Raw genomic sequence first — 9,439 nt, 5'->3', positions numbered from 1 at the left:
GTTCTTGACCATGCGCCAGCCGCCGAAGGGCATGATGGCGCGCTTCAAGGGCTTGTCGGTCTGCAGGCCGACGATGAGTTCGAGGTCTTTGTCGATGTAGCCCGGGGCGTGGGCGACGATGGAGGCGAAGGTCTCGGTGTCGACGTCGAGCACGCCGCCCTTGGCGGCGCGCTCCTGCTTGAGCAGGGCGGCGACGGTGTCCCACAGCGCCCTGGTCTTGCCGGTGGCCCCGGCCAGGAAGGCGCTGTCGCCTTCATACGGCGTGACGTTGCGCACGATGAAGTCGCGGACGTTCACCTCCGTCTGCCACACGCCCTTCGCGAAGCCGCGCCAGGGGTGGGGCGCCGGGGTCGGCGCCAGCGATGCGACGATGGATTCGGTCAAGAAGGTATCCATGATCCTAACCCTTGAATGGGGAGGATGCCGCCGCGCTGGGCGGCGGCACCTCCGGTGGGCGTGTGGGTTACCGGTTGGCTTACTCGGCGGGGGTGGCGACCAGCGGGGCCGGCGCGGCGGAGCGGATCCGCAGCAGTTCCGTCCACTTCTTCAGCGCGGAGACCAGGATGACGAAGCCGAGCGACAGCATGACGATCGAGATGCCGGCGTTGAACAGGTTGTAGCCCTTGGCCGCCGGGTTCAGGTAGACGTTGGCGATCATCCAGTAGCCGGCGACGTTGACGGTGACGAACAGGTAGGCCAGCGGGATCAGGCAGGTCAGCATGTAGGCCCGCTTTTCCGACAGGCGCAGGATGATGGTGGCGCCGATGATCAGGCCGACCGAGGCCATCAGCTGGTTCGACACCCCGAACAGCGCCCACACCGAGTTGATGTCGCCCGAGGTCAGCAGGTAGCCCCAGGCCACGCAGGCGATCACGCTGGCGACGATGGAGCCGGGCATCCAGTCGAGCCGCTTCATCGGGGCGTACAGGTCGCCCAGCAGGTCCTGGATCAGGTAGCGGGCGACGCGGGTGCCGCTGTCCACGGCGGTCAGGATGAACACCGCCTCGAACATGATGACGAACTGGAAGAAGTAGGACGCGAGGTGGTCGAACCACGGGATGCGCGTGAAGATCTCGGTCATGCCGACGGCCAGCGTCACCGCGCCGCCGGTGCGGCCGTAGAGGTCGAGGCCGATGGCTTGGCTGAGGCGCGGCAGGTCCACCACGTCCATGCCCAGCGTCTTGAAGACCGCCGGCGCCGAGTTGATGGCGAAGTAGTCGGCCGGGTGCAGGGCGGTGGCGGCGATCAGCGCCATGACGCCGACCACGCACTCCGCCAGCATGGCGCCGAAGGCCACGGTGCGGATGTCGCTCCACTTGTCGATCAGCTTCGGCGTGGTGCCCGAGCCGATGAAGGCGTGGAAGCCGGAGATGGCGCCGCAGGCGATGGTGATGGAGATGAACGGCCAGACGGGGCCGGCGAGCACCGGGCCGCCGCCGTGGATGAAGTCGGTGAGCGCCGGGAAGCGGATCTCCGGGTTGATGAAGACGACGCCGACGACCAGCGCGCCGAACACGCCGATCTTCATGAAGCTGGACAGGTAGCCGCGCGGGGTCAGCAGCATCCACACCGGCAGCGCGGTGGCGAAGAACGCGTAGACCGGCAGCGCCAGCGCCACGGTCTCCTTGTGCAGGGTCAGCCAGTCGCCCAGCATCGTGCCCTGGAGGTACGGGCCGGCGAAGACGGAGGCGGCGATGGCCGCGATGCCGACGTAGGTGGCGCCCTTGGACGAGCCGGTGAACCGCTCGTACAGGCCCAGCGCCATGGCGATCGGGATGGTCATGAAGACCGCGAAGGCGCCCCACGCGTTGCGTTCCAGCGCGTGGACGACGACCATCGACAGGCCGGCCATGGTGATGGTGATGATGAACAGCATGGCCAGTCCGGTGCACCAGCCGGCGATGGGCCCGAGCTCCGCCTTGGCGACCTCGGACAGCGACTGACCCTTGTGCTTCATCGAGGCGAACAGCACGACGGTGTCGTGCACGGCGCCGCCGATGACGCAGCCGATCAGCAGCCACAGGAAGCCCGGCAGGTAGCCGAACTGGGCGGCGAGCACCGGGCCGACCAGCGGGCCGGCGGCGGCGATGGCGGCGAAGTGCTGGCCGGCGTTGACCCACTTCTTGGTGGGGACGTAGTTGCGGCCGTCCTCCATCAGGTGGGACGGCGTGACTTCGGAATCATCGGCACGGAGCACCTTGCGCACGAAGAACACGCCGTAGAAGCGGTAGCAGAGTGCGAGAATGCAGAGTGTCGCGATCACAAACGTAAGGGCGTGATCCATGACGGCTCTCCTTGGGAGGATCTGGCCCTGGTGTACGCCCGTCGGCGGGCGGGTGGGGCCAGGATGCCGGGAACGGCGGAATGGAGTGGCGAGCGGTCGCCAACGGGGATTAAGCGGCGGCCCGGCGGGGGCGTTCGACGGTGGCGGACACCGCGTCGACGGCGCCGGGGGCCTCCGGGTGGACGCGGTTCACCTCGTTGAAGGCGGCGATCTCGGCGTGGCTGACGTGGGCGAAGTGCTCGGCGGCGCAGGCGGCGATCGCCTCGGCGTCCACGGCGGTGCCGGTGGGCACGCGGACGGTGACGTGCAGGGTGACGGGCACCGCGACGGTGACGGTCTTGGAAGCGGTGGACATGGGGAGTGCTCCGGGTTCGGTCTGGACCGGACCCTACGCCGCACGCGGGCGGACCGGGGCGGGGATCCCCGGAGCGGGGGTATGGAGGCGGTGAGCGGTCGGGATTTGCAGGTGAGCGGTGTTCGCGTGAAGCCTCGCCCTCAAATCACGTTCAACTCCCGCAGCGGCTTCCCCTCGGCCAGCCGTTCATACCGGAACGGCGTCAGGTCCAGCGTGCGGTACTCCCCGTACACGATCCGCTCCGCCAGGCCGCGTCCCACCCCCGGCGCCTGTTGCAGGCCGTGCCCGCTGAAACCGTTGGCGAACAGCAGGTTGGTCACCTCCGGGTGCGGGCCGATGATCGCGTTCTGGTCGACGTCGTTGTACTCGTAGTGCCCGGCCCAGGCGCCCGTCACCTTGATCGCCTCGAAGGCGGGCACGCGTTCGGCCAGCGCCGGCCAGAGGTATTCGTCGAACAGGTCGTGCTCGACGGTGAGATCGAGGGTGTCGGGGTCGCGGCTCTCCGGCGGCGGGGCGCCGCAGATGAAGGTCTTGCCCTCCGGCCGGAACCACACGCCCGACGGGTCGATGACCAGCGGGCAGCCGGGCAGCTCCTGCCGGCAGTCGAAGACGAAGACGCAGCGCTTGCGCGCCGACACCGGCAGCTCCACTCCCGCCAGCGCCGCCACCGAGCGCGCCCGCGGGCCGCCGGCGTTGACCGCCACGCCGCAGTCCAGCCGCGTGCCGTCCGCCAGGGTCACCGACGCGACGCGGCCGCCGCGCACCTCCATCCCTGACGCCTCGCCGGTGATGAAGGTGACGCCCAGCGCCTTCGCCTTGCGGCGGAACGCCTGCATCAGGCCGTAGCCGTCGAACCAGCCCTCGCTCCCGTCCAGGCCCAGCGAGCCGAGGACGATCCCCTCGGTGCTCAGCCACGGGAAGCGGGCGGCCAGGGCGTCCGGCGTCTGCAGCGCCACCGGCACGTCGCAGGCGCGCTGGATGGCGTGGTTCTGGCGCAGGACCGGCTCGCCCGCCGGGGTGGCGAGGTAGAGGTAGCCGGGCGTGCGCAGGCCGAGGTCGATGGCGTCGCCGTCCACCGACAGGTGCATGGTGACGGTCCGAAGGAACTCCAGCCCGAAGCGCGACAGCGCGATGTTGGCGGGCGTCGAGAACTGCTGGCGGATCGAGCTGGCGGACAGAGCCGAACTGGCCGTCGCGTAGGACGGGTCGCGCTCGACCACCGCCACGCGGCCGCCGAAGCCGGGGTCGTTCGCCAGGAAATAAGCGGTGGCGCACCCCATCACGCCGCCGCCGATGATCACCACGTCGAAGCGTTGAGCCATGTCCCGGAATCCTCCCGGCGCCATCGGGCCAGAGCGGGGGCGCGGCGTCAACTACTCCGCGTCCGGCTGCTTCTCCGGCGCGGCGTCGGCGAAGGCCGGCAGGGCGCGCGCCGCGGCGGCGATGCGCACGATGGTCGGGTAGGGCGTCAGGTCGCAGTCGAGGCGCTCGGCGTTGGCCACCTGCGGCACCAGGAAGACGTCGGCCAGCGTCGGCTGGTCGCCGTGGCAGAAGCGGCCGGTGCGCGGGTCGTCCGCCAGCATCGCCTCCAGCGCTTCGAAGCCCTCGGCGATCCAGTGGCGGTACCAGGTGTTGCGCGCCTCTTCGTCCAGGCCCAGCGCCTTGCCCAGGTGCTTGAGGACGCGCAGGTTGTTCAGCGGGTGGATGTCGCAGGCGATGGCCAGCGCGATGGCCCGCACCCGTGCGCGGTCGGCGGAGTCGGCGGGCAGCAGGGCGGGGTGGGGGTGCACCTCCTCCAGGTACTCGACGATCGCCAGCGACTGGGTGAGCAGGGCGCCGTCGTCGGTCTCCAGGGCGGGCACGAACTTCTGCGGGTTGAGCGCGGCGTAGGCGTCCGCCTGCTGCTCGCCCTTGCGCAGGTGGACGAAGGCGTGCTCGGGCGCCAGACCCTTGAGGTTCAGCGCGATGCGCACCCGGTAGGCGGCGGAGGAGCGGAAGTAGCCGTACAGCTTCATGGAGCACCACGCATCAGGGAGGGCAGCAGCAGGGAAATCGTCGGGAACAGCACCAGCAGCGCGATGCGCACGAAGTCCGACACCAGGAACGGCATAATGCCGCGGAAGATGGTCTGCAGGTCCACGTCCGGCAGCACGCCGCGCAGTACGAAGACGTTCATGCCGACCGGCGGGGTGATCAGGCTGATCTCCGTCATCACCACGACGATGATGCAGAACCAGATCAGGATCATGTCCTGGCTCATGCCGAAGTCCAGCTCGATCATGATCGGGTAGAAGATCGGCACCGTCAGCAGGATCATCGAGATGCTCTCGATCAGGCAGCCCAGCACCAGGTAGATCAGGATGATCGCCAGCACGACGGCGAGCGGCGGCACGTTCAGCCCGGTCACCCAGTCCTTCAGCGCGTCGGCGAAGCCGGCGAAGGTGACGAAGTTGGCGAACAGCGTGGCGCCGATGATGATGACGAACAGCATGGCGGTGGTCCGCGCGCTGTCCACCAGCAGGTCGATCAGCACGGGGATGGTCAGTTTGCCGCGCGCGAACGCCATCAGGAAGGCGGCGAAGGCGCCGACCCCGGCGGCCTCGGTCGGCGTGAAGAACCCGCCGTAGATGCCGCCCATGATCAGCGCGAACAGCGCCAGCATACCGCCGACGCCCTTCAGCGCGACGAACCGCTCCCGCCACGGCATGCGCTCGCCGGGCGGTCCCAGCTCGGGGCGCAGCCATGTCGTCACCGCGATGGCGGCGAGGTACAGCACGATGCCGAGGATGCCCGGCAGGATGCCGGCCATGAACAGCTTGCCGATGTCGGCCTGGGTCAGGATGCCGTAGATCACCATGATGACGCTGGGCGGGATCAGGATGCCCAGCGTGCCGCCGGCGGCGATGGAGCCGGTCGCCAGCGTGTCGTGGTAGCCGAACTTGCGCATCGGCGGCATGGCGACCTTGGACATGGTCGCCGCCGTGGCCAGCGAGGAGCCGCACACCGCCGCGAAGCCGCCGCAGGCCACCACCGACGCCATGGCCAGCCCGCCGCGCCGGTGGCCGAGGAAGGCGTAGGCCGCCGTGTACAGCTCGTTCGAGATGCCGGCGCGCGTCACCAGGTTGCCCATCAGGATGAACAGCGGCAGCACGGAGAGCGTGTAGGAGAAGCCGCCCTCGAACGTGCTCTGCCCCAGCATGGCGAAGGCCGGTCCCCAGTCCACCATCAGCGCGAAGCCGACGGTGCCGACCAGCGCCATGGCGAAGCCGATGGGCATGCGCAGGAAGATCAGTCCGAACAGGGCGCCGAAGCCGACGAGGGATTCGGTCATGGGCGCCGCCCCGACAGGTCGTTGACCGCCAGCGCGGTCTGCACCAGCGCCGCGATGCCGGTGGTGACCGCCATCAGGTAGGCCACCGGCGCCAGCGGGAAGCGCAGCACGTTGGTGTGGCTGCCGTCCTCTCCCAGGCGGATGCCGCGCACCCACAGCTGCCACGCCAGGAACGCCAGCACGATGGCGCTCAGCACGCCCATCAGACCCTTCAGCAGCCGCACGGCGCGCCTCGACGCCACCATGTCGACGAGGTCCACCGCCACGTGCTCCTCGCGCTCGGTGGTCAGCGGCAGGCCGACGAAGATCAGCGAGGCGAGCAGCAGCGAGGTCAGCTCGTACGACCCCGGCACGCCGACACCCAGGAAGTCGCGGCCCAGCACGTCGGCGGTGGTCATCGCCGCCATGCCGAACAGCAGCACGGCGGCGAGCACCCCCAGCGCCCGGGTCATCAGGCGGGTGGGGGAGGGGACCGCATCTCCCCGCTCGCGTTCCTCCGGCACCGCCACGGTCATGACGGCAGCGTGACGCCGGTGGCGGCGCGGATCTCCGCCAGCGCGGCCTTGCCGTCGACGCCGCGCTTCTCCTGCGCCTCCTTGGCCCAGGCCTCCTCCAGCACCTTCGCGTTGTCGGCGATGGCCTTGACCAGCGCGGTGTCGGCGGCGGTGACCTGGATGCCGGCGGCCTTGATCTTCTCCATCGCGGCGTTGTCGGCGTCGATCCACGCCTTGCCGACGCGCTTGGCGAAGGCTTCGCCGGACAGCTTGCTGATGGCCTCCTTGTCCGGGTCGGGCAGGGCGTTCCACTTGCCCTCGTTCATCACGAAGAACCAGGAGGTGTTGTAGACGCCGCCCGGCACGGTGGTGGAGTATTTGAGGTGGTCGGTCAGCTTGAAGGCGGTCAGCGCCTCCAGCGTGAAGGTGACGCCGTCGATGATCTGGTTCGACAGCATCTCGTACACTTCGGGCGACGGCGCCAGCAGCGGCGTGACGCCCATGCGGCCCATCAGCTCGCTGGAATAGCCGCCGGGCACGCGGAACTTCAGCCCCTTCAGGTCGTCGGCCTTGAGGATCGGCCGCACCCGGTTGTGGATGACGCCGGGGCCGTGGCAGTAGACGCCCAGCGTGTGCACGCCCGCGTGCTCCTTCGCCCCGGCCAGCCGCTTCTGATACTGGGTCCAGTAGGCCGCCGACAGCTTGGCCGCGTCGTCGCCGAGGAACGAGAACTCGGCCAGCCGGCTCAGCAGGAAACGGTCGCCGGGGGTGAAGCTGTGCAGGCCGTAGGTGATGTCGGCGACGCCGTCGCGCGCCATGTCGAAGTGCGCCGGGGCGCCGCCCAGCGGTTTGGGCAGGATGCGCACCTTGACGCGCCCGTCGGTGGCCTTCGACACCGCGTCGGCCCACGGTTCGTAGGCGTTGACCACGATCGGGTGCTTGGGCGGCAGCCAGGACGACAGGGTGAAGGTGGTGGCCGCCTCGGCCCGGCGCGGCAGCAGAACCGCCCCGAACGAGCCGAGCGCCGCCCCGGCGCCGAACGCCTGCACGACCGTGCGACGAGACACGCGTGATGTCATGTGATTGGTCCCTCCCGATGGGCCGCGATTCGGGTGCGGCCTCTTGTCGTATGGTTTCAGATGAAACCGTTTGCGTGCGGTGCTTGTCAAGTCGGACTGTTGGGGGTGTGTACAAACCCTCTCCCGCCCCGGGAGAGGGATTCTAATCCACCCCCTCGCCGCTCCCCGGTGCCATCGCCTCGGCCCGGGCGTGCAGCTTGGTCAGCAGCGCGTCGAGTTGCCGGACTTCGTCCGCCGACAGCGTCTCCAGCACCTCGCGCTCCAGGGTGCGGGCGAGCGGGACGATCTGCTGGTAGACGCTCCGGCCCTTCCTCGACAGCGCCAGCACGTTCTGCCGCTGGTCGAGCGGGTTGTCCTTGCGGCTGACCAGCCCGCCGGCGACCAGCCGGGCCACCGCGCGGCTGACCTTCGCCTTGTCCATCGCCGTGCGCGCGCAGATCTCGGCCGACGACGCCGGGGCGTAGCGCCCCAGCACCGCCATCACCCGCCATTCCGGGATCGACAGCCCGAACGCCGCCTCGTAGCGGCGGGCGAACGCCTTGCTCACCAGGTTCGACACCACCGACAGGCGGTAGGGCAGGAAGCGGCCCAGTTCGAGGGCGTCGCCCCCGGATTCGACGGGGTCGTCCGCGACGGGCTCATTGGTGATCTGCGCCATTGGGGGCTTGCGAACGGTTTCGTTTGAAACAATCCTACTGGCGGAGCATGAAGCGTCAAGCCCCCGCATCACGGGGGCATGGGAGGGCAACCGTGAAGAGCTACATCCAATTCCCGCGCGTCGAGGGCAGCGCGTCGCGCCAGGCGCACGCCGACCTGCCGTCCGGCACGTTCGAGCGCGAGCTGGGCAAGGAGGGTTTCTTCGGCCCGGCCACCCACATGTACCACCGCCACCCGCCGACCGGCTGGACGAACTGGGACGGCCCGCTGAAGCCGCGCGCCTTCGACCTGACCAAGCTGAACGAGGAGCATCCCAGCCCGTGGGACGCCAGGCTGGTGCTGCACAACGCGCACCTGCGCATGCGGCTGTGGCGGGCGCCGCGGCGGATGGACCATCTCGCCCGCAACGGCGACGGCGACGAGCTGGTCTTCATCCACACCGGCCGCGGCGACCTGTTCTGCGACTACGGCCATCTGGAGTTCCGCGCCGGCGACTACATCGTGCTGCCGCGCTCGACCATGTGGCGGATCGAGTGCGCGGAGCCGGTGACCGCGCTGCTGATCGAGGCGACCAATTCCACCTACCGGCTGCCGGAGAAGGGGATGCTCGGCCCGCACGCCATCTTCGACCCGGCGGTGCTCGACGTGCCGCAACTCGACGACGCCTTCCGGGCGCAGCAGGACGAGGCCGAGTGGACGGTGCGCATCAAGCGCCGCAACGCCATCACCACCGTGACCTACCCGTTCAACCCGCTGGACGCGGTGGGCTGGAAGGGCGACCTCAGCGTCGTGCGGGTGAACGTCGCGGACATCCGGCCGGTGATGAGCCACCGCTACCACCTGCCGCCCAGCGCGCACACCACCTGGGTGGCCGACCGCTTCGTCGTCTGCACCTTCGCGCCGCGCCCGTTCGAGAGCGATCCGGGGGCGCTGAAAGTGCCGTTCTACCACAACAACGACGACTTCGACGAAGTGCTGTTCTACCACGCCGGCGACTTCTTCTCGCGCGACAACATCCATCCGGGCATGGTGACCTTCCACCCCTGCGGCTTCACGCACGGGCCGCACCCGAAGGCGCTGAACAACGCCTTCACGCCGAAGAAGCCGGCCACCGACGAGTACGCGGTGATGCTCGACGCCCGCGACGCGCTGGAGGTCGGCGAGGCCGCGGCCGGCGTCGAGTTCACCGGCTACGTGGACTCGTGGAAGACGCCGGCTCCCCCCAAGGCGGCGGAGTGA

Annotated in this window: 10 protein-coding genes; 1 reads left to right on the top strand and 9 read right to left on the bottom strand. The window is 69.5% G+C overall.

Features of this window, described 5'->3' with window-relative positions:
• From ACRWK7_RS34340 to ACRWK7_RS34300, 9 genes are all read right to left on the bottom strand, one after another.
• Nucleotides 1-396 (bottom strand): pyruvate formate lyase family protein (locus ACRWK7_RS34340; RefSeq protein ID WP_431862219.1); only part of this gene is annotated, 396 nt, incomplete at its 3' end.
• A 79-nt stretch (nt 397-475) separates the two neighbouring features.
• Entirely contained in the window at nt 476-2,284 is a 1,809-nt protein-coding gene (locus ACRWK7_RS34335; protein ID WP_431862217.1) for a carbon starvation CstA family protein, read from the bottom strand.
• 109 nt (nt 2,285-2,393) lie between these two features.
• Nucleotides 2,394-2,639: a hypothetical protein gene (locus ACRWK7_RS34330; protein WP_431862215.1), complete on the bottom strand. Its 246-nt coding sequence runs from the start codon at nt 2,637-2,639 to the stop codon at nt 2,394-2,396.
• 140 nt (nt 2,640-2,779) lie between these two features.
• On the bottom strand, nt 2,780-3,961 hold the full coding sequence (locus tag ACRWK7_RS34325) for an NAD(P)/FAD-dependent oxidoreductase (protein ID WP_431862213.1): 1,182 nt from the start codon (nt 3,959-3,961) through the stop codon (nt 2,780-2,782).
• Between the two features lie 51 nt (nt 3,962-4,012).
• Nucleotides 4,013-4,654, bottom strand: coding sequence for a maleylacetoacetate isomerase (maiA, locus tag ACRWK7_RS34320; protein ID WP_431862211.1), 642 nt, complete (start codon nt 4,652-4,654; stop codon nt 4,013-4,015).
• Nucleotides 4,651-5,970 (bottom strand): TRAP transporter large permease, encoded by a 1,320-nt coding sequence (locus ACRWK7_RS34315; RefSeq protein WP_431862209.1) that lies wholly within the window; start codon nt 5,968-5,970, stop codon nt 4,651-4,653. Before ACRWK7_RS34315 ends, maiA begins: the two co-directional genes overlap by 4 nt.
• Entirely contained in the window at nt 5,967-6,485 is a 519-nt protein-coding gene (locus ACRWK7_RS34310) for a TRAP transporter small permease (protein ID WP_431862207.1), read from the bottom strand. Before ACRWK7_RS34310 ends, ACRWK7_RS34315 begins: the two co-directional genes overlap by 4 nt.
• A complete protein-coding gene (locus tag ACRWK7_RS34305) occupies nt 6,482-7,531 on the bottom strand; it encodes a TRAP transporter substrate-binding protein (protein WP_431862205.1) in 1,050 nt (349 codons plus the stop codon). The genes ACRWK7_RS34310 and ACRWK7_RS34305 overlap by 4 nt, the downstream gene beginning before the upstream one ends.
• A 154-nt stretch (nt 7,532-7,685) precedes the next feature.
• Nucleotides 7,686-8,201, bottom strand: a complete 516-nt coding sequence (locus ACRWK7_RS34300; protein WP_431862203.1) for a MarR family winged helix-turn-helix transcriptional regulator — start codon at nt 8,199-8,201, stop codon at nt 7,686-7,688.
• Nucleotides 8,202-8,293: 92 nt separating this feature from the next.
• On the opposite strand from ACRWK7_RS34300, the gene ACRWK7_RS34295 reads away from it, so the two are divergent.
• Nucleotides 8,294-9,439 (top strand): homogentisate 1,2-dioxygenase, encoded by a 1,146-nt coding sequence (locus tag ACRWK7_RS34295; RefSeq protein ID WP_431862201.1) that lies wholly within the window; start codon nt 8,294-8,296, stop codon nt 9,437-9,439.

It is taken from the genome of Azospirillum sp., assembly GCF_050789165.1.
Note: the sequence above shows the minus strand (reverse complement) of the source record. Positions and strands in the feature narration are given on the sequence as shown.

Bases quoted from the DNA above. Each gene is read 5' to 3' on its own strand.
- ACRWK7_RS34330 (WP_431862215.1), bottom strand. From the start codon at position 2,639: ATGTCCACCGCTTCCAAGACCGTCACCGTCGCGGTGCCCGTCACCCTG.
- ACRWK7_RS34325 (WP_431862213.1), bottom strand. From the start codon at position 3,961: ATGGCTCAACGCTTCGACGTGGTGATCATCGGCGGCGGCGTGATGGGG.
- ACRWK7_RS34300 (WP_431862203.1), bottom strand. From the start codon at position 8,201: ATGGCGCAGATCACCAATGAGCCCGTCGCGGACGACCCCGTCGAATCC.
- ACRWK7_RS34315 (WP_431862209.1), bottom strand. From the start codon at position 5,970: ATGACCGAATCCCTCGTCGGCTTCGGCGCCCTGTTCGGACTGATCTTC.
- maiA (WP_431862211.1), bottom strand. From the start codon at position 4,654: ATGAAGCTGTACGGCTACTTCCGCTCCTCCGCCGCCTACCGGGTGCGC.
- ACRWK7_RS34310 (WP_431862207.1), bottom strand. From the start codon at position 6,485: ATGACCGTGGCGGTGCCGGAGGAACGCGAGCGGGGAGATGCGGTCCCC.
- ACRWK7_RS34335 (WP_431862217.1), bottom strand. From the start codon at position 2,284: ATGGATCACGCCCTTACGTTTGTGATCGCGACACTCTGCATTCTCGCA.